This is a genomic window from Lentzea kristufekii, from assembly GCF_033949925.1.
GTDB classification, from domain to species: Bacteria; Actinomycetota; Actinomycetes; order Mycobacteriales; family Pseudonocardiaceae; genus Lentzea; species Lentzea kristufekii.
In genome coordinates, this window is record NZ_JAXAVV010000004.1 from 38,924 (window position 1) to 57,025 (window position 18,102).

21 protein-coding genes are annotated in these 18,102 nt (G+C 70.3%); 12 read left to right on the top strand and 9 right to left on the bottom strand.

Features of this window, described 5'->3' with window-relative positions; translation table 11 throughout:
* Positions 1-8 precede the first annotated feature (8 nt).
* Together SK571_RS09375 and SK571_RS09380 are read right to left on the bottom strand one after the other, a co-directional pair.
* Positions 9-920: an acyl-CoA thioesterase gene (locus tag SK571_RS09375; protein WP_319983626.1), complete on the bottom strand. Its 912-nt coding sequence runs from the start codon at positions 918-920 to the stop codon at positions 9-11.
* Entirely contained in the window at positions 917-1,399 is a 483-nt protein-coding gene (locus SK571_RS09380) for a cupin domain-containing protein (RefSeq protein WP_319983627.1), read from the bottom strand. Before SK571_RS09380 ends, SK571_RS09375 begins: the two co-directional genes overlap by 4 nt.
* A gap of 40 nt (positions 1,400-1,439) precedes the next feature.
* On the opposite strand from SK571_RS09380, the gene SK571_RS09385 reads away from it, so the two are divergent.
* The 3 genes from SK571_RS09385 to SK571_RS09395 are packed head-to-tail and all read left to right on the top strand — an operon-like array spanning position 1,440 to position 3,658.
* Positions 1,440-1,856, top strand: a complete 417-nt coding sequence (locus tag SK571_RS09385; RefSeq protein WP_319983628.1) for a RidA family protein — start codon at positions 1,440-1,442, stop codon at positions 1,854-1,856.
* Between the two features lie 58 nt (positions 1,857-1,914).
* Positions 1,915-2,799 carry a fumarylacetoacetate hydrolase family protein gene (locus SK571_RS09390; protein ID WP_319983629.1) on the top strand — a complete coding sequence of 295 codons (885 nt, stop codon included), beginning with the start codon at positions 1,915-1,917 and terminating at the stop codon, positions 2,797-2,799.
* Between the two features lie 34 nt (positions 2,800-2,833).
* The gene (locus SK571_RS09395) at positions 2,834-3,658 is read left to right on the top strand and encodes a PaaX family transcriptional regulator (protein WP_319983630.1); all 825 of its coding nucleotides are present in this window, start codon (positions 2,834-2,836) and stop codon (positions 3,656-3,658) included.
* On the opposite strand, the gene SK571_RS09400 is transcribed toward SK571_RS09395, so the two are convergent.
* The gene (locus tag SK571_RS09400) at positions 3,655-4,158 is read right to left on the bottom strand and encodes a M15 family metallopeptidase (RefSeq protein ID WP_319983631.1); all 504 of its coding nucleotides are present in this window, start codon (positions 4,156-4,158) and stop codon (positions 3,655-3,657) included. The two genes, SK571_RS09395 and SK571_RS09400, sit on opposite strands and share 4 nt — an antisense overlap.
* Before the next feature lie 113 nt (positions 4,159-4,271).
* Here SK571_RS09400 and SK571_RS09405 point away from each other — a divergent pair, with 113 nt between their 5' ends.
* The 3 genes from SK571_RS09405 (at position 4,272) to SK571_RS09415 (ending at position 6,365) form a co-directional block, all read left to right on the top strand.
* The gene (locus SK571_RS09405) at positions 4,272-4,616 is read left to right on the top strand and encodes a hypothetical protein (RefSeq protein ID WP_319983632.1); all 345 of its coding nucleotides are present in this window, start codon (positions 4,272-4,274) and stop codon (positions 4,614-4,616) included.
* Between the two features lie 14 nt (positions 4,617-4,630).
* Positions 4,631-5,116, top strand: coding sequence for a glutathione peroxidase (locus tag SK571_RS09410; protein ID WP_319984017.1), 486 nt, complete (start codon positions 4,631-4,633; stop codon positions 5,114-5,116).
* Between the two features lie 184 nt (positions 5,117-5,300).
* Positions 5,301-6,365, top strand: coding sequence for a lectin MOA-related protein (locus SK571_RS09415; RefSeq protein ID WP_319983633.1), 1,065 nt, complete (start codon positions 5,301-5,303; stop codon positions 6,363-6,365).
* A 49-nt stretch (positions 6,366-6,414) separates the two neighbouring features.
* On the opposite strand, the gene SK571_RS09420 is transcribed toward SK571_RS09415, so the two are convergent.
* Together SK571_RS09420 and SK571_RS09425 are read right to left on the bottom strand one after the other, a co-directional pair.
* Positions 6,415-6,891 carry a hypothetical protein gene (locus SK571_RS09420; RefSeq protein WP_319983634.1) on the bottom strand — a complete coding sequence of 159 codons (477 nt, stop codon included), beginning with the start codon at positions 6,889-6,891 and terminating at the stop codon, positions 6,415-6,417.
* A 91-nt stretch (positions 6,892-6,982) separates the two neighbouring features.
* Positions 6,983-7,834, bottom strand: a complete 852-nt coding sequence (locus tag SK571_RS09425; protein WP_319983635.1) for an alpha/beta fold hydrolase — start codon at positions 7,832-7,834, stop codon at positions 6,983-6,985.
* A 123-nt stretch (positions 7,835-7,957) separates the two neighbouring features.
* On the opposite strand from SK571_RS09425, the gene SK571_RS09430 reads away from it, so the two are divergent.
* Positions 7,958-8,542, top strand: coding sequence for a CGNR zinc finger domain-containing protein (locus SK571_RS09430; RefSeq protein WP_319983636.1), 585 nt, complete (start codon positions 7,958-7,960; stop codon positions 8,540-8,542).
* Here SK571_RS09430 and SK571_RS09435 read toward each other — a convergent pair.
* Positions 8,521-8,670 carry a hypothetical protein gene (locus SK571_RS09435; protein ID WP_319983637.1) on the bottom strand — a complete coding sequence of 50 codons (150 nt, stop codon included), beginning with the start codon at positions 8,668-8,670 and terminating at the stop codon, positions 8,521-8,523. The two genes, SK571_RS09430 and SK571_RS09435, sit on opposite strands and share 22 nt — an antisense overlap.
* Positions 8,671-8,836: 166 nt before the next feature.
* On the opposite strand from SK571_RS09435, the gene SK571_RS09440 reads away from it, so the two are divergent.
* The 4 genes from SK571_RS09440 (at position 8,837) to SK571_RS09455 (ending at position 11,568) form a co-directional block, all read left to right on the top strand.
* Positions 8,837-9,268 carry a cupin domain-containing protein gene (locus tag SK571_RS09440; protein ID WP_319983638.1) on the top strand — a complete coding sequence of 144 codons (432 nt, stop codon included), beginning with the start codon at positions 8,837-8,839 and terminating at the stop codon, positions 9,266-9,268.
* A 45-nt stretch (positions 9,269-9,313) separates the two neighbouring features.
* Positions 9,314-10,030: a spermidine synthase gene (locus SK571_RS09445; RefSeq protein ID WP_319983639.1), complete on the top strand. Its 717-nt coding sequence runs from the start codon at positions 9,314-9,316 to the stop codon at positions 10,028-10,030.
* Between the two features lie 67 nt (positions 10,031-10,097).
* Positions 10,098-11,186 carry a VanZ family protein gene (locus SK571_RS09450; protein ID WP_319983640.1) on the top strand — a complete coding sequence of 363 codons (1,089 nt, stop codon included), beginning with the start codon at positions 10,098-10,100 and terminating at the stop codon, positions 11,184-11,186.
* The gene (locus SK571_RS09455) at positions 11,161-11,568 is read left to right on the top strand and encodes an SRPBCC family protein (protein WP_319983641.1); all 408 of its coding nucleotides are present in this window, start codon (positions 11,161-11,163) and stop codon (positions 11,566-11,568) included. Before SK571_RS09450 ends, SK571_RS09455 begins: the two co-directional genes overlap by 26 nt.
* A 4-nt stretch (positions 11,569-11,572) precedes the next feature.
* Here SK571_RS09455 and SK571_RS09460 read toward each other — a convergent pair whose 3' ends face one another.
* Together SK571_RS09460 and SK571_RS09465 are read right to left on the bottom strand one after the other, a co-directional pair.
* Positions 11,573-13,669, bottom strand: a complete 2,097-nt coding sequence (locus SK571_RS09460; protein WP_319983642.1) for an alpha/beta hydrolase — start codon at positions 13,667-13,669, stop codon at positions 11,573-11,575.
* Positions 13,666-14,739, bottom strand: coding sequence for a class I SAM-dependent methyltransferase (locus SK571_RS09465; protein ID WP_319983643.1), 1,074 nt, complete (start codon positions 14,737-14,739; stop codon positions 13,666-13,668). Before SK571_RS09465 ends, SK571_RS09460 begins: the two co-directional genes overlap by 4 nt.
* A gap of 107 nt (positions 14,740-14,846) precedes the next feature.
* On the opposite strand from SK571_RS09465, the gene SK571_RS09470 reads away from it, so the two are divergent.
* A complete protein-coding gene (locus SK571_RS09470; RefSeq protein WP_319984018.1) occupies positions 14,847-17,507 on the top strand; it encodes a helix-turn-helix transcriptional regulator in 2,661 nt (886 codons plus the stop codon).
* Here the strand turns inward: SK571_RS09470 and SK571_RS09475 are convergent.
* Complete coding sequence (locus SK571_RS09475) at positions 17,475-18,101, bottom strand: glyoxalase (RefSeq protein WP_319983644.1); 627 nt, start codon at positions 18,099-18,101, stop codon at positions 17,475-17,477. The genes SK571_RS09470 and SK571_RS09475 overlap by 33 nt on opposite strands.
* Position 18,102 lies beyond the last annotated feature (1 nt).

Consider the following 18,102-nt stretch of genomic DNA (forward strand, 5'->3'; position numbering starts at 1 on the left):
GCGGCGGGTCAGGAAGCGCGGATCATGCCCTCCTGGGCAACGGTGGCGAGGTGGAGACCATCGCGGGTGAAGAAGCGTCCGTACCCGAGGCCCCGGCCCGCGTCCGCGGCGACGGCCTCCTGCAGGTAGAGGAGCCAGTCGTCGACCGGGCCCTCGCGGTGGAACCACATCGCGTGGTCGAGGCTCGCGGTGACGAGGCCCGGCCGGGCCCACGGCAGGTCGAGCACCCGCAGGACGGGTTCGAGGATCGTGTAGTCGCACACGTAGGCCAGCGCGGCGAGGTCCCGCTGGGCGTCGGTCAGGCCGTCGACCGGGCGCAGCGGGTCGAACGGTTTGATCCAGACGGCCTGGTGCGGGACCTTCTCGCCCTCCACCGCGAGGTAGACCGGGCCGGGTGCGTGCCGCATGTCGAAGCTGCGGCCCCCGGACCAGTAGGCCTTCGACTCCTCCGTCATCGAGCCGCCGGAGCGTCCGGCGAGGAAGTCCGCGGAGCTGGACAACTCCTCCGGGCCGGGCAGGTCGCCGGTGAACTCGGCCTGGAAGCCACCGCCCGGCTCACCGGCGGCGAAGTTCGCGAGGCAGGCGTAGAGGGGCTTGCCGTTCTGGTAGCCGCGGACCTGCCGGGTGCTGTAGCCGCGGCCGTCGCGCAGCAGCTCCACCTCGTATCGCACCTGGGCGCCGATGTCGGCCGGGCGCAGGAAGTAGCTGTGCATCGAGTGCAGCGTCTTGCCGTCGGTCACCGAACGCATGGCCGCGGCCGCCGCGGCGGCGACCAGGTCCCCGCCGTAGGCCTTGGGCCACGGGCAGGGCTGGGTGACGGCGGTGAAGGCGAGGTCGAAGTGCTCCGGCTCGGCCTTCTCCAGCGCGACGGCCTCCGTGAAGATCGCCGAGGTCGGCCCCGAAGCCCGCACGGCCGTCATCGGGTCAGCCAGTCGCGCAGGTCCTCGTCCGGCACGTCGTCCAGGTTCACGACGATGTTCTCCGGCGTTCGCGTGGTCATCCACGTGAGCGGGTTGTTCCGGTCGAGGTTGCACTCGATGTGCGGCATGAACGGTGGCACGAACACCCAGTCACCCTCCTCCATGTCGACGTAGTCCTCGAACTTCTCGCCGAAGTAGATCCGCGCCCGGCCGGACAGCACGTAACCGCCGGTCTCGGCCTCGCCGTGGTGGTGGGTGACCGAGCGGTAGCCCGGTTCGTTGGTGACCTTGCCGAACCACAGCTTCGTCGCCGGGGTGTGCTGGATGCTCACGCCCGAGATCCGGATCGCGCCACCGGAGTTCGCGGTGTCCGGGTTCTCGGCACCGCCGCGCGTCACGACCGGCGCGACCAGGCCGCTGGGCAGCCGGTACATCGAGTTGTCGCCGTCGAGCTGGTACTTGCTCAGGTCGGGCTCCATATCTCGTATTCTTCACGACCGTCAGATAGTGTCAATACTCATGAGGCCTGCAGCAGTGAATCCGGCCAGCCTTCCGGCGCCGCGCGGTTACTCCCACGGCACCCTCGCCGGCACCACACTCCACCTGGGCGGGCAGACCGCCCTCGACGCCGACATGAAGATCGTTCCCGGCGGCATCGTCGAGCAGTTCCGCCAGGCGTTCGGCAACGTGCTGACGACACTGCGTGCGGTCGGTGGCGAGCCGGAAGACCTGGTCAGCATCACGATCTACCTGACCGACATCCCGGACTACCAGGCGCACGGCAAGGAGATCGGGAAGGTGTGGCGGGAGCTCGCCGGCCCCGTCTACCCGGCCATGGCGGGCATCGGCTGCACCGCGCTGTGGCAGCCGGAAGCCCTCATCGAGATCCTCGGCGTCGCGGTGATCCCGGAAGACCGGCTGGTCAGGCCCAGCTGAATCGATAGCGCATTCATGATCTACGCAACGTGAACGCGATAGCCGAGGAGGTTCGTGCGTGAAGCTCGCTTCTGTGACCGTCGGTGATGTGCGGCGCGCAGCGGTCGTCGACGAGACGAGACGTCTCGTCTCGGTGCTGTCCACGACAGTCGACGACATCGTGCGCGGGGCATCGGCCGACGTGTCAGGTGCCGAGGTCCTGCCGCTGGCGGAGGTTCGGCTGGAGTCGCCGCTGCACCGCTTCAACCGCGACATCCTCTGCACCGGCTGGAACTACCGGGACCACTTCGAGGAGTCCGCGGGCAAGCGCGAGGGGCAGGACCCGGTGTCCCTCCCGCTGCGTCCGACGTTCTTCACCAAGGGCCCCGACACGGTCATCGGCCCCTCCGACGGCATCGCCTACGACCCGGAGTTGTCCCAGAAGTGGGACTACGAGGCCGAGATCGCGATGGTCATCGGTCGCGACGGCCGTTCGATCCCGGAAGAGAAGGCGCTGGACCACGTGTTCGGCTTCCTCGTCGCCAACGACGTCTCGCAACGCGATCTCCAACGCGCGCACGGCGGCCAGTGGCTCAAGGGCAAGAGTCTCGACGCCACGATGCCGCTCGGCCCGTGGCTGACCACCGCCGACGAAATCCACGACCTCGGACAACTGCGGGTGCAGTGCGAAGTCAACGGCGTTCTGCTGCAGGACGCGACCAGTGCGCAGATGGCGTTCTCCTTCGCCCGGATCATCGCCGAGCTCAGCCACGGCATGACCCTGCGCACCGGCGACGTGATCCTGACCGGCACCCCCAGCGGCGTCGGCAACGCCCGCGAGCCGCAGGTCTTCCTGCGCGACGGCGACGTCGTCGTCACGCGCGTCAGCGGCCTGGGCGAACTGCGCAACACCGTCACGCTGACCGACCTCGGCGAGCCGGGCGTTAAGCTCGCCGGCAGCTGATCAAGGTGAGGAGAGGGCACTGAACGTCGCGGACATGACCGTGGAAGCCGCGGCTCCCGCCGGGCGCGACCGGCTCGGCCCGCTCATCATCACGATCTTCGGCCTCTACGCGCGCGGCGAGCACAACTGGCTCTCCGTGGCCTCCGTCGTCCAGCTCATGGCCGACCTCGGCGTGGAGGGCCAGGCCGCGCGGTCCTCGATCTCCCGTCTGAAGCGCCGGGGCGTCGTCCGGGCCGAACGCCGCGACGGCGCCGGCTACGCCCTCTCCGAGTCCACGCTGGAGACCCTGGCCGAGGGCGACACCCGCATCTTCGAACGCCGCCGGGCCACCACCGAGGACGGCTGGCTCGTGGTCGTGTTCTCCGTGCCCGAGTCCGAACGCGAGAAGCGCCACGCCCTGCGCACCAGCCTGACCCAGCTCGGCTTCGGCACCACGGCCCCCGGCGTGTGGGTCGCACCGGGCAACCTGGCCACCGAGACCCGCCGCACGCTGGAGCGCCGCGGGTTGTCCGAGTACGTGGACATCTTCACGGGCCACCACTTCGCGTTCGGCGACCTGCGCTCCAAGGTCCGCGCCTGGTGGGACCTGGACGAGCTGACCGACCTGTACGCCGACTTCCTGCGCCGCCACCGCCCCGTCCTGGACGCCGGCATCACCTCACCCGAGCAGGCGTTCCAGACGTACGTGCCGATGCTCACCGCGTGGCGCCGCCTGCCGTACAGCGACCCCGGGCTCCCCCTGTCGCTGCTGCCTCCCGGCTGGAACGGCGTCACGGCCGAGGCCCTGTTCGAACAGCTCAACACGACTCTGAGCGCACCGGCCCGCGAGCACGCCCTGGCCGTCATCCACGGTCGTTAGCCGGCATTGCTCTGCGGCGGCGGGCACTGGCCGCCAGGGGTCGTCAGCAGCTCGAAGTGCCACATCTCGTTGGCGTAGGCCTGGCACAACCCGTAGTCCGCGCCGTGCTGGATGAGCCAGTCGTCGGCGTTCGTCGGCCCGATGTCGATCGCTTTGCCCGTGACGTGCGCGGACTTGTCCGGCGGGTGCACCCACCGCCGCGCCTCCTCCTCGCTGCGGTACAGCTCGACGGCCTCGTCCAGGAGCCGCTGCTGGTGCTCCGCGCTGCGCCAGCCCGACGTCACCCGCAGCTCGACCCCGGCGAGCTTCGCGTCCGCCGCCGCCTTCCGCACGGCGGTGAGCAGCGCGGGATCGAGGTTGGCGATGGCGGCGTGCTCGCCGTCGTCCAGCGAGATGCTCTCGTTCTTCGGAATGCTGCCGTCGCCGGTCACCTTCACCTGGACGCTGGTCGACTGCGGTCCAGCGGGTGTGCAGCCCGTCACCATCACGAGCAGGAGCACGATCCAACTTCCTTTACCAGACACGATTTCCAGCTTTCCCCAGCGATGTCGCCGGACGGCCAGCGGAGCGTGCGCGTTGTGCAACGAACCGTCGACTGCGTAGAACGGTGATCATGAGTTCACGGATCACAGTGTGCCGCGGCTGTTGCTGCGGCACCGAGCGCAAGCACCCCGAGGTCGACCACGACCACCAGCTCGAAGTGCTGCGCGCACGGCTCGCACCGGTGTTGGTGGCCGACTGCCTGGACGCGTGCGAGGCGTCCAACGTGGTCGTCGTGCGGCCCGGCAAGGCCGCCCGCGCCGCCGGGGCGAGGCCGGTGTGGGTCGGGTCCGTGCTGGACGACGACGTGGTGCGGGACGTGATCGACTGGGTCGACGCGGGCGGGCCCGGCGTGGCCGCTCCACCGCCGTCGGTGAGCGCCCGGATCGTGCCCGCTCCCGGTGGGCGCAAGACATGAACTACGTTGGCGGGATGGAGATCTACGACATCCCCGTCCGCACGCTCGCGGGCGAGCCCGGCGACCTGAACGCGGTGCGGGGCAAGGTGGCGCTGGTCGTCAACGTCGCCTCGCGGTGCGGCCTCACCCCGCAGTACGCGGGTCTGGAGCGGTTGCAGGAGAAGTACGGGACCGAGGACTTCTCCGTGGTCGGCTTCCCGTGCAACCAGTTCGCGGGCCAGGAGCCGGGCTCGTCCGAGGAGATCGCCACGTTCTGCTCGGCCACCTACGGGGTGTCGTTCCCCCTGTTCGAGAAGATCGAGGTCAACGGGCCCGGCCGGCACCCGCTCTACGAGGAGCTGACGAAGCACGCGGACGCCGACGGGACCGCCGGCGACGTGAAGTGGAACTTCGAGAAGTTCCTCGTCTCGCGCGACGGGCAGGTCATCGCCCGCTTCCGGCCGAGCACCGAGCCGGAGGACGCCGCGATCACCGAGGCGATCGAGGCCGCGCTGCGATAGCACTGCTTTGCAGGGTCAAGTGGCCACGAGGCGGATTTCACCCGGCGACGACACACGTCCGTGCGACTTGCCGGGCCGCGACTCCCGCGAGTCGCCCTTGTCCCACCAATAGATATCTTGTCGCGCCACTGCGGTCGGCGGAACGTTGAACGGGTCCAAACCCCCTTCCTTTTCCGAGGCCGCCATGACGATCCTGCGCATCACCCCGACCGAGACCACCGAACTCCTCGTCCCGACCCAGCGCGAGCCGCACGCCGATCCGGGTGATCTGCTCGCCGGCCACCTCCACGCCCCGAGGAGAGGCGAGGACTCGTCAGGCCCCCTCAGAGACGAAGGCCCGGTCATCACGCTGAGCGAGCCGATCCCCGCGGAGCAGATCGACGAGACCACGCCCTACGTGATCAAGGACGCGTACGGACGGGTGCTGAGCGTCCAGGACGCGGGAAGCGGCGCCTGGGAGTGGGCGTACTTCGGCGCCTACAACAGCTACTGGACCGACGTGTTCCCGCTGCAGTTCTCCGGGAAGCCGGTCGAGAAAGCCTCTTCGATCACCATGCAGGCGCGCAACTGGCCGTTGCACTCGAACGGCACCGCGACCTCGTGGGAGTACGCCCTGTGGGCGCCGTCCGACTACGGCAGCAGCTATCCGGTGATGTCGTTCTCCGCCAAGGCCGCTCAGAAGAACCCGGACGGCGTCCAGACCTACAACCTGTCGTGGAACAACAACGGAACGACCATGAGCCTGTGCGCGGACTCCGGCTCGTGGAACTGGGCGTACGTCTCGAGCTCCCACTCCGCCGCGGCGCTCACCTTCCACAAGTTCTACGTGCAGAAGACGAAGCTGGACAGCCTGTTCAGCGCCGCGTGGCCCGATGCGAGCTACGACCTGAAGCTCAACACCGGAGACCTGTACTACCAGGCCGTCACGACCTCGCAGGTGACGGCGACCTACCACAACTCCGGACTCGCGCAGTACAGCTGGAAGGCCAACTACTTCGACTGCGACGACTTCAGCTACGTCTACAAGGGGCAGTGCTCCAAGGACGCCTACGCGGTCAGTCCGGAGTACGGCTACGCGGTCGGCATCATCTTCGGGACGACGGCGAACAGCGCACACGCCGTGAACGTCTTCATCGACACGAGCGGCGCCGTTCAGGTCATCGAGCCGCAGAACGGTCAGATCGTCCAGGGCAAGAACTGGAAGGATCACACCGGCGCGGCGTACTCGCCCTACTTCATCCTGATGTAGACCGGGCGTGGTGCCGCCCCCGCGACGCGAGGGCGGCACCTGGCTCGAATCAGCGCTGGCGAGCCGTCGCGCCGTTGGCGATCAGGTTGTTGCCGGTGGTGTACTTCTCGGACAGCACGCGGAACGTGTACCTGACGGCGTCACCGTTCAGGTTCGGGGTCCAGCAGCGACGCTGACCTGGACGGATGTTCCCGTTTCCGCCCGGCTCGGTGTCGCAGTTCACCTCTCCGACCCAGGACCCGTTGTCGTAGCGCTGAAGCCAGGCCTGCGCCCACTGGTTCGAAGCCATGGGCTGCTCGTAGAGCGCGAACCCGAAGTACAGGCTGCCGGTCCGGCAGAGGTAGACGGTGCCGATGCGATCACCGCTGAAGTCCCTGATCGGCCCGGTACCGACGACGGTGTGGTAGCCCGTGTCGTTCTGGCAGTCGGGCGCCGCCTGCACCCCCACCGACGCCGTGGCCGGTGCCACCAGCCCCATCAGGACCGCGCCTGCCACGGCGAGCACCCCGGCCATCTTCTTGAACATGTCCCCTCCTGGTGTTCACGACGAGTAGTCGTGAGACCACGGTGGGGCACCGGTGCTGTGGAACCCTTGCAGGTTTTCTGGAATCGCCAGGTCAGGCGAAGGTCTTCGCCAGCACCGCGTGCACGTGGTCGGCGATCTCGTCGGCCGCCTCCTCCAGGGCGAAGTGCCCGGTGTCGAGCAGCACGACCTCGGCGGAGGGCACGTCACGGCGGTAGGCCTCGGCGCCGGCGGGGATGAAGAACGGGTCGTCGCGGCCCCAGACCGCGAGCACTCGCGGCTGCCGTTCGCGCAGCCAGGCCTGCCAGGACGGGTAGCGGCCGGGGTTGGTCCGGTAGTCCCACAACAGGGATTTCATGTAGCCCGCTCGTCCGGGCAGGTCGAGCACGCGCTGGTCGGCCAGCGCCTGCTCGGGGTCGATGCGCTCGGGGTCCTTCGCGCCCGCCAGCCACTGGTGCCGGGTGCCCTCGATGCTCAGGAACCAGTCGACGGTCTCGTCGTACTTCTCCTTCTCGCTCCACCACCCGTTCAGCGCCTCGGCGCCGGGGCCGAAGCCGTCGGTGTAGGCGTTGCCGTTCTGCGTGATCACGGCCTTGACGCGCTGGTCGTGCCCGAGTGCGATCCGGAAGCCGACCGGTGCGCCGAAGTCGAACATGTAGACCGCGTAGTCGCCGATGCCGAGCAGGTCGATGACCTGGCCCGTGACCTCGGCCAGCCGGTCGAACGTCGGGTCGCCGGGCAGCGGGTCGGACGAGCCGAAGCCGGGGTAGTCGATCGCGACGACGTGCCAGTCGGACGCCAGGCGGTCGATCAGCCGCACGTAGGCGCGGGTGCTCGACGGGTAGCCGGGCAGCAGCACGATGACCGGCCTGCTCGCGTCGCCGGACTCGCGGACGAACACCTTCAGGCCGTCGACCTCGACGTGGCGGTGGCGAATCGCGGGCATGTCGCTCTCCTCGTTCGTTCTAATGGATAGATGGACCGTATACACGTTAGCTTCCGTGCTGCAAGCTCCCGAGGGGAGAATCTGCTAACGTCTCGACCATTGCTTCAACCGTTAGGAGACGGCGTGGTCGCCACCTTGTCCGAGTTCCAGGCGGCAGGCTTCCCCATGGGTGCCGAGCCGCTCGTGGCGCTTGATCTGGTGGACACGCACGCGCTGTGCCTGGACCCGGTCCGGGACCTGCTCGCCGACGAGGCCGGGCACGCGGCGTGGTGGGCCCTGCAGGCGGATCGGCTGCCCGACGCGGCACCACCGGCGATGAGCGCGACCCGGCGGCTGAGAGCGGTGCTGCGGGAGTTGTTCGACGCCCACCTGACCGGGCGCACGCCTGACCCGGCGCTGATCGCGGACCTCAACGCCGTCGCCGCCGCGGTGCCCACGAGCCCGCGGCTGGACGGCTGGGGAGCCGGAGCGCGGGCAGGCGTCCGGTGGCACGACGACTACAACGGCCACCCGGCGCTGGCCGCGATCGCGGGCGAGGCGATCCGGCTGCTGGCCGACCAGAAACGGCTGGACGCGCTGCGCGCGTGCGCCAACCCGGCGTGTTCGATGTTGTTCCTGGCGGAGAACAAGCGCCGGGTCTGGTGCGCCGCCAACGTGTGCGGCAACCGGGCCCGGGTCGCCCGGCACTACGAGCGCACGCGCGCCTGATCGAGCGTGATCTGGTCCAGCAACGCCGCCAGATCGGCGGGCATGGACAGGAACGGCGAGTGCGATGCCGGCCGGTGGTGCACCGAGGTCGCGCGGGCGGCCATCTCCTCCTGCGACGCGGGCGGCATCGTCTTGTCGTTGTCGCACAACAGCTACGTCGACGGGATCGTGAGCCACCCGGCGGCCCTGAGCCGGTCGCACAGCGGGCGCTCTGCCGCCGCAGCGTCCCGGCGGCACGCTCGGCCATGCTGGTGGAGCAGCTGTCCCACCGTTGCAAGTACGAGGAGAGTCCCCATGCGCACGACCAGCAGCCTGGCATTGATCACGGCCCTCGGGCTGTCGTCCGCCGTCCCGCCGCGTGTCGCGGGCGCCACACCGGGCAGCGGGGTCACCGCCGTCACGATCTTCGACCAGACCGTGGGCGACACCCAGTACGTGCTCAAGGAGATCACCATCGCGCCGGGTGGCTCGACGGGCTGGCACTACCACCCCGGGCCGGTCAAGGGCGTGGTCACCCGGGGCGTGCTGACCCACCACGACTCGGACTGCTCGATCGACGGCGTGTACCGGCCGGGGCAGTTCATCAACGAACCCAACGGCACCGGCTACGTCCACTTGGGACGGAACCTGACGACCGCGCCGCTGGTGCTGGAGGTGCTCTACCAGAACCCGGTGGGCAACCCGCCGGCGGTCAGCACGCCGAATCCCGGCTGTTCCTTCGAGTAGGCGCCGCGGCCACCCGTTCGTGCACACGGGGTAGCGTGCCGCCGCATGAGTGCGCGCTTCCAGGAACTCGACTACCGCCAGACCCCGCTGGGTGAGCTGTCCCTGCGGCGCCGGCTCGAACCCGGCACCGGCAGGGAGATCCACGAGATCAAGCTCAACGAGGAGTTCCTGATGTCGAGCCTGTTCACCGTCGCCGAGGTCGAACTGGCCCACCTCGCACTCGCGGAACTGTCCGGGGACTCGCTGAACGTGGTCGTGGGCGGCCTCGGACTCGGCTACACGGCACAGACGGTGCTGGAGCACCCGAACGTCGGTTCGCTGCTGGTGGTCGACGCCCTCGGCGAGGTGATCGAGTGGCATCAGCAGGGCCTGATCCCCGCCGGCAAGACGCTGGCGGCCGACGAGCGGTGCCGGCTGGTGCACGGCGACTTCTTCGCCCTGACCCGCTCCGGCGAGGGTTACGACGAGGCCGAGCCCGGCAGGCTGTTCGACGCCCTCGTCGTCGACATCGACCACTCACCACGCCACCTGCTGCACCCGTCCAATGCCGACTTCTACACCGCGGAGGGCACTCGGCGCCTCGCCGCGCTGCTCACGCCCGGCGGGGTGTTCGCGTTGTGGTCCAACGACCCGCCCGAGGCGGAGTACACCGCCACCCTCGCGGAGGTCTTCACCGACGTGCGGGCCGAGGTCGTCACCTTCCCCAATCCCCTGCAGGACAGGGAATCGACGAACACCGTCTATCTCGCGAAGCGCCGTTGATCCATTCGCCGCAACCTTGGTGATCGTGGTTTGGCACTCCGCGTGAACGGGCATTGGACGACTCATGATGGCGTCGTACTGGGAGACCGCCCGGACCGGTTTCCTGGCGTTCGTGGGTGTCGGGTTGTTGGTGCTCCTGCCCCTGGTCCTGTTGCACTACTTCCGATTCAGGCGGGTCGAACCGCGGCGGGCGTTCGTCCTGTACGGCCTGCTGGCCTACGGGCTGGTCGCGCTGGCGCTGATCTTCCTGCCGTTCCCGTCCGACGTGGCGAAGCTGTGCACGGGCGAGCAGATGCTGTCGACGGTCCCGTTCCAGTGGGTGACCGACATGAGCAACAACATGGCGGCGAACGGGCGTTCCGGCGTCCTCTCGATGGTGAAGTCGCAGGCGTTCTTGCAGCAGCTGTTCAACGTCGCGCTGTTCGTGCCGCTGGGTGTGGTGCTGCGCAAGGCGTACCGCAAGGGTCCGCTCGCCGTCGTCGCCATCAGCCTCGGCCTGTCGCTCGCGATCGAGGTCGTGCAGTTCACCGGCAACCTCGGTTTCTACCCGTGCCCGTACCGCATCGCCGACGTGGACGACCTGATCTCGAACACCTTCGGCGGCCTGCTGGGCTGGATGATGGCGCCGGCGGCGTTCGTCGTGCCCAGGCTGCCCTCGTCCGACGAGTCGGCGGCGCCGAGCGACACCGTGACCGTGCCACGCCGGATCCTCGGCCTGATCTCCGAGCTCGTGCTGGTGATCGTCATCGCGAAGCTGGTGCTGAACTCGGATCCGCGCTGGGCCGTGTGCGTGCTCGTCGCGTTCCGGGTGGTGCTGCCGGCGGCGGCGAACGGGATGACGATCGGCGGAGTGCTGCTGCACTACCGGGTCCGCGCTGAGGACGGGTCACGCGCCAACCCGTTCCAGCTGGGCCTGCGCGAACTGCTCGGCTTCACGGGCTTCATGGCCTACGCGACCGTCGTGTCGCCGCTGATCGGCATCGGCTGGTGGGACCTGGCCGTCGTGGCGCTGTACGTCGGAGGCGCGTTCGCCGTGCCCGTGTTCCGCCGCGACCAGCGCGGATGGCACGAACAGGTGGCTCGGACGAGGGACGTGTTCGCGTTGCGGGAGACCGGGTACCCGGACCGCCATGACGACGTACACGCACACAGCTGAGGCGGACATCCCGGCCGACAAGCTGTTCGGTTTCCTCGCCGAGCCGCGGAACCTGCCCCGCTACTTCCCGCAGATGACCGCGGCCGAACCCGAGGGCGGCGAGCAGGTGCACGTCGAGGCCGAGGTGCACGGCCACCACGTCGAGGGCGAGGCGTGGGTGCGGCCGGACGCCGGACGCCGGACGCTCGAATGGGGCGCCGAGGGCCCGGACGACTACCACGGCGAACTCCAGATCGAGGAAGTGGCGCCGGGACGTTCGCGCATCACGGTGAGCCTGCACAGCGTGCGGGAGGCGCAGGGCGACGAGGTGCAGCGCGGGCTGGAGCAGACGGTCGCCGTGCTCACCCAGACCGCGGCGGCCGACGACCGGCAGACCGGCTGACCTCTCAGAGCAGTTCCGCGAGCAGGGCGGCGGCCCGGGCGGCGCCGTCCGCCTCGACCTCCCGGTAGCCGACCTCCCTGCCGATCTCCTCGGCGATGGCGGCGGCCAGGACATCACGGTCGGCGACCTGCTCGTACGTCATGCACCGGCCCGCGCCGTAGCGTTCGAGCCGGTGCCGGACGTGGAAGTTCTGCTCGAAGTGGTGGCGCAGCGGCACGAAGAGGAACGGGCGCCGGGCGGCCGTCAGCTCCATGCACGTGGTCAGGCCGCCCTGCACCACCGCGAGGTCGCAGGCGGCCAGGTACCGGGGCAGGTCCGGCACGTATCCGCGGATCTCCACCCCGCTGCGCCGCGGCAACGAATCCGGGTCGATGCGAGGGCCGGTGACGACGAGGAACCTCAGGCCCGGCACCCGTTCGACAGCGGCCGGCACGGCGTCGAGCACGCGCCGCAGCAACGACTCCCCCACACCGGAGCCGCCGACCGCGACCACGCACAGCTTCTCGTCCTGGTGCAGGCCGATCCTCCTGCGCAACGCCGCGCGCTCGCGTTCGTCCGGCGGGTCGAATCCCGTGACGTAGCCGGAGAAGTCGAAGTTCTGCTCCGTCCACTCGCGAATGGCGGGCAGGCCCTCGCCGAACGGCAGCGAGATCACGTCGTCCGGGTTGCCGACGAACACCGACCTGTCGCGCACGCGCCGCAGCCGGGCTCGCTGCTCGATCATGTCGAGGTTGTGGTCGGCCGTCAGGCGTTGCTCGCGCGCACCCCCGTCGGGCATCGGGAGCCAGCCGACGAAGTCCGTCATCCAGGCGAACGAGAACCGCTTCAGCTCGGGGTTCTCGTGCAGGAAGAAGTCGACGTCCCACGCCTCGTCGCCGATCACCAGGTCGTACCGCTCGGCGTCGAGGACGTCGTTGAACACCATGAAGTTGTTCACCAGCACCGAGTCCAGGCGGCGGAACGCCTCGAACACGTGCAGGTCGTGCTCACCCGCGTCGTCCTCCACGTGGGACGACTCGTTCGCCAGCCACGCCGACGCCGGATGGACCCGCTCCCCCGCGGGTTCGAGCACCTCGGTGACGGGGTGCTGCGCGAGCCAGTCGATCTGCAGACGCGGATGGATCTTGCGCAGTTCGGAGGCGATGGCGAGATCACGCCGGGCGTGGCCGAGGCCGATCGGTGAGCTCAGGTAAAGCGCCCGTGGCGGCTTGGCCCTGAACGTCCTCGTGCGCCGGGCCACGGGGTGCACCCGGTCGACGAACTCCTTGATCAGCAGGTTGATCCGCACGGGATCGCGGGCGTGCACGCCGTGGCCTGCGCCGTCGATCAGCACCAGTGAACCACCGGTGAGCTCGGCGAGGCGTTGACCGATGGCGTGCGGGCGGACGCGGTCGTCGGTCCCGTGGATCACCAGCACCGGGCACCGCACCTCGCGGCAGTCGTCCTCGATCGACGCGGAGCTCAGCCGGCCGGCGGTCGTGTCCACGAGCGTGGCGGGCTCGATCTCGTGCGCCCACCGCACGCCGTCCTCGATCTGCTTGGTGGAGTGGGGTTCCGCGAACATCCGCGCGAAGAACCAGTCGGCGAAGTCGTCGTAGCCACCGTTCAGCCAGTACTGCCGGTTGTACTTGCCCTCGGTCGACTCCCAGGCCTGCCTCTCCTGTTCCTGCACGCCGATGAGCGACCCGCTGGCGGGGCCGATCGCGACGATGCCGGTGATCCGTTCCGGATGGTGCGCGGCCACGAGCACCGACCAGGCGTCGCCGCGCGACAACGCCACCAGCACCGCCTGGCCGGTGTTCGTCGCGTCCATGACCGCGATCGCGTCCGCCGCGCACTCCGCGTCCACATAGGACTCGGCGCCCACCGGGCGATCGGAGTCGCCGCTGCCACGTCCGTCGAAGGTGACCACCCGGAAGTGCCTTGCCAGGTAGGGAACCTGGGCCTTCCAGAACCGCGACGGCACGATCGACCAGGTCGGCATCAGCAAGACCGTCGGTCTGCCGGGGTTGTCGTAGACCTGGAACGCGAGCCGCACGCCGGCGCGCCGGGCGTGCCCCCTCCGGTCGGCCTCGCGCACCGGGCGCGGCTCGTCGTTCACGGCCGGACTTCGAGGACCTGGTTGAAGGGGGTCTGGGCCACCCCGGCGAACCGGGTGAACCCACCGGCGACCGCGACGTCGCGGATCCGCGCGGGCCCGGCCTGGGTGCCGAGCGCGAGTCCGACGTCCTGCGACAGCGAGGCCGGCGTGCACAGCAGCGTGGAGAAGCCGTAGTAGGTGCGGCCGACGGGGTTGAGGTTGTCCTCGACGTGGTCACCGGCCATCGGCTCGACGATCATCCACGTGCCGTCGGGTGCCACCGCGTCCCTGACGTGCTGGGCCGCGCCCACCGGGTCCCCCATGTCGTGCAGGCAGTCGAACATGGTCACGAGGTCGTAGCCCGTGCCGCCGAAGTCCTTCGCGGACGCGACCTCGAAGGTCACGCGGTCGCCGACGCCCGCGGCCTCGGCACGGTCGCGCGCGATCCGGATCGACTCGGGGTGGTAGTCCGAACCGGTGAAGGACGAGTTCGGGAACGCTTGTGCCATCAGGATCGTCGATGCGCCGTGGCCACAGCCGACGTCGGCGACCCGCGCACCGGCCCGCAGTTTGGCCGTCACGCCGTCGAGCGCGGGCAGCCAGCCCTCGATCAGGTTCGCCTCGTAGTTCGGCCGGAAGAACCGCTCGCAGCCGACGTGCACGTCGGTGTTGTGCTCGTGCCAGCCGACCCCGGACCCGCTGCGCGCGGCCTCCAGCACCCGTCCGGCGTCGTGCACGGTGCCCAGCGCGATCTGGAACATGCCGGGCAGGAACGCGGGGCTGTTCTCGACCGTGAGCGCCACCGCGTGCTCGATCGGCAGCGCGTACCGGCTGGTCGCGGGGTCGTAGGTCACGTAACCGCCGGCGGCCTGGGCGTTGAGCCACTCCCGCACGTAGGGCTCGGCGGTGCCGCTGCGGTCCGCGAGCTCGGCGGGGCTGATGGGGTCGCCGGACGCCATGGCGCGGTAATAGCCGAGCTTGTCGCCCATGACGACGAGCGCGGCGTTGAGCGTGGCGCCGACCTCGTCGACGGCCCGGAACACGAACTGCATGAGCTTGTCGGTGTCCACCTCGGGTCTTGTCGTGGTCATGTGCTCTTCCCTCCTGTGAGGGATCGGAACCTATGAGCGCCAACGGGACAGCCGCATCAGGTGCCCCACCTAGTGACATGACCGTGCCTACACTGCCCCGTGTGCTGATGGGACGCGAGTCCGAGCGTCGCCAGGTCGAGCGGCTCGTCGCGAGCGCCCGGCTCGGGCACGGTGGCGCCCTCGCCGTCACCGGCGAGCCCGGGGTCGGCAAGACCGCGCTGCTGCGGTTCGCGGCCGGGTGTGCCACCGGGATGCACGTCCTGCGGGCCGCCGGGAGCGAACCCGAGCGCGAGATCCCGTTCGGCGCCCTGCACCAGGTGCTGCGGCCCGCGCTGGACCGTCTGGACGAGATCCCCGGTCCCCAGGCACAGGCGCTGTCCGTCGCGCTCGCGCTGCGGTCCGGGCCCGCCGTCGACAGGTTCGCCGTCGGGGCCGCCACGCTGAGCCTGCTGTGCCGGTTCGCCGAGGACCGGCCGGTCGCCGTGCTGCTCGACGACCTGCACCTGGTCGACCGGCCGTCGGCGGACGCGCTGGCGTTCGCGGCGCGCCGGCTCGCGGCCGATCCGATCGTGCTGCTGGCCACCACGCGGTCGCCGGATCCGCCGCTGCCCACGCTGCCGCTGGCGGGCATCGACCTCGCCGCCGCGGGTGAGCTGGTGTCGAGCCGGTCCGGCGTGGCCGCGTCGCCCGACCTGATCGCGCGGCTGCACCGGGCGACGGCCGGGAACCCGCTCGCGCTGATCGAACTGGCCGCGGGGGCGCACCGGTGGGCGCACGCGTCGCCCGAGGCACCGCTACCGGTGTCCGCCGCGCTGGCCACCGAGTTCGCCGCGCAGGCGCGGTCGCTGGGCGAGGCCGGACGGGCGGCCCTGACCGTGGCCGCGGTGGCGGGGAACGACCTGCGGATCGTCGCCGGGGCCTGCCGGCTGCTCGGTGTCTCCGTCGAGGCGCTGACCGAGGCCGAGAACGCCAAGCTCGTCGAGATCGCGGACGGTCACGTCGAGTTCCGCCATCCGCTGATCCGCGCCGCCGTGTACGGCGATGCGGCACCGCAGCACCGCCGTTCGATCCACCGCGCCGTGGCGGAGGCGTTGGGTCCGCACGACGCCGACCGGCACGCCTGGCACCTGGCCGAGGCGACGCTCGGTCCGGACGCCCAGGTCGCCGATCTGCTCGTGCAGGCAGCAACCCGCGCACACGAACGAAGCGCGCACGACGTCGCCGCCGCCGCGTACGAGCGGGCGGCCCGGCTGAGCCCGGACGTGTCCCGGCACTCCTCGTTGTGCCTCGCGGCGGCGGAGTCGGCGTGGCTCGCGGGCACGACGGCGCGCGCCGTCACGTTGCTCGACGAGGCAGGTGATCTGACGCGGGCGCTGGAGCTGCGCGGAGCGATCGCGGCTCGTACCGGCTCGCTGACCGAGGCGCGTGACCTCTGCCGGACCGCCGCCCACCGGTCCGGCGACGCAGACGAACGCGTCGTGCACCTGGCGGACGCGGTGCACGCCTGCTTCTACCTCGGCGACGCGATGACAGGGCTGGAACTGGCGCACGAGATCGAAGAACTCCTGGAGCGCGTCACGACGCCACGGTCACGTGGGCTCGGGCAGATGGCCGCGGGCGTCGCGCGGATCCTCGCCAACCGCGGTGGCGCGGACCAGATCCGTTCCGCGGCAGAGCAGCTGGCCGCGTCCGGCGTACCGCGTGACGACCGGCGCAGGCTGTCGTGGCTGATGATCGGCCCGTTGTTCCTGCGTGACGCCGAATCGGGCGCGGAGCTGCGGCGCATGGTCGGCGAAGCGCGCGCGGACGCGGCCGTGGGGACGCTGCCGTCGTTGCTGTTCCACGTCGCGAGAGACGAGGCCACCACCAACCAGTGGGTCCGGGCCGAGGCGACCTACGACGAGGCCGCCCGCCTGGCGAGGGAGACCGGGCAGGAGACCGACCTGGCGATGTGCCTGGCCGGCCTCGCATGGCTGCGGGCCCGCCTGGGCGACGAGGCGCAGTGCCGCGCGTTCGTCGCGGAGGCACTGCCGATCTGCCGTGCCCGCGACATCCACATCGGCCGGGTCTGGTCGCTGTTCGCCTTGGGAGAGCTGGAACTCGGCCTGGGCAACGCGACCAACGCGCTGACCCACCTGGAAGAACTGGCGGCGCTGCTCGACGGGCTCCGGCTCACCGATCCCGACCTCTCCCCCGCGCCCGAGCTCGCCGACGCGCTGGTGAGGCTGGGCCGTCGTGACGAGGCCGTGGTCGTGGCGCGGCGCTACCGTGCCGAGGCGGCAACGAAGGGTCAGCCGTGGGCCATGGGCCGTGCCGAGCGGATCACGGGCATGCTCAGCCAGGACGGCTTCGACACCCACTTCGAGGCGTCTTTGGCCTTCCACCACAGGACTTTGGACGACTTCGAGACCGCGCGCACCCGGCTCGCCTACGGCGCCCGCCTGCGCCGCGCCCGGCGGCGGGTGGACGCCCGGCCGCACCTGCACGCCGCGCTGGAGACGTTCGAGAACCTGCGCGCGGCCCGGTGGGCGGACCTCGCCGCGGTCGAACTGGGCGCGACGGGCGAAATGATCAAGCGTCGCGCCCAGGGCGAAACCCTCACGCCGCAGGAGTTGCAGGTCTCACTCCTGCTGGCGGAGGGCAAGACCACCCGCGAGGTCGCCGCCGCGTTGTTCCTGAGCCCGAAGACCATCGAGTACCACCTGCGCAAGGTCTACACGAAGCTCGGCATCCGCTCACGCGCCGAGCTGGCCGGCCGGCTGCCCTGACGCCCACGCGAACCCGTCCGGGTCGGTGAAGTCGACGGCGCCGATCATCACGATGCGGTGCGAACCGGAACCCTCGGGCGCCACGCCGGCGTCCTTGGCGAGCGCGCGCCGCCGGTACAGCCCCAGCTTCACGGTGCCGGCCGCGGCGAACTGGACGTACACGCGGCCGAAGCTCTTCTCCACGGTGAAGCCCTGGTCGACGTAGCACTGCCTGCTCGCGGCCACGTCCGTCGCGCCGAGCAGCAGCACGACGTCGCCGATCTCCCCGGTGGCCGGTCCGGTGTTCTTCTTGGCCGAGGTCGCGACCTTCCAGATGGTGCCGTCCGGCGCCTGCACGACCCCGCCGTAGCCCCACAGCGACTTCCCGGCGCGCTTGAGCACGGTCGCGCCGGCGTCGAGCGCGCCGCCGATCAGGAGGTCGACGTCCGCGGGCTGCGCCACCGTGAGGGACAGCGTGAAGCCGCGGAAGCCGGTGGCCGGTTCCTGCGAGGCCCGCAGGCGCAGGCGGGAACCGAGCCCGAAAGCGTTGGCGTAGAAGCGTTCGGCGGCCGCGAGGTCGGCCACTTCGAGGGTGATCGCGTCGAGTGAGGTCATG